We start from the raw sequence: 575 nt of genomic DNA on the forward strand, positions 1-575 counted from the left end.
TTCCGTACCGCCTCGATCGGCCCGGCATCGGTCTGGTAGACCTTCTGCAACCCCCGCACCGACAACAACGCCTGGTCCTCGGGCAGCGTCCGGCCCGCCGGGGCCGGCCCACCACCGGCCACGGGATTGTTCGTTGGTTCAGACCGCATTTTCAACCTCTTTCAGCCCGTGGTACCAACGCAGGATCCTGCGCTCGGCCCACTGGAAAATAAATGACATCAACACACCGATCAACCCCAGCACCACGATCCCGGACCACATCTCGGGCACCGCGAAGGACCGCTGGAACTGCACAATCGTGAACCCCAACCCCGAAGACGAGGCAAACATCTCGGAGATCACCATCAGGATCAACCCGATCGACAGGCACTGACGCACCCCGGCCATGATCGTCGGAGTCGCCGAGGGCAACACCTGGTACCGGATCCGGTTGAACCCACTGATCCCATACGACCTGGACGTTTCGTTCTGCACCGCATCGATCGACCGCACCCCCTCGATCGTGTTCAGCAACACCGGCCAGATCGCCCCGGAAATAATCACCGCGACCTTCATCCCGTCATTGATCCCCACCA

General features: G+C 61.6%; 1 protein-coding gene. It reads right to left on the bottom strand.

The annotated features are described in order from the left end of the window. Positions 1-138 precede the first annotated feature (138 nt). A partial coding sequence (locus OK351_RS17895; RefSeq protein ID WP_265161771.1) for an ABC transporter permease occupies positions 139-575 on the bottom strand: 437 nt, incomplete at its 5' end.

This window comes from Glutamicibacter sp. MNS18 (genome assembly GCF_026107515.2).
In the GTDB taxonomy this organism is placed as follows: domain Bacteria; phylum Actinomycetota; class Actinomycetes; order Actinomycetales; family Micrococcaceae; genus Glutamicibacter.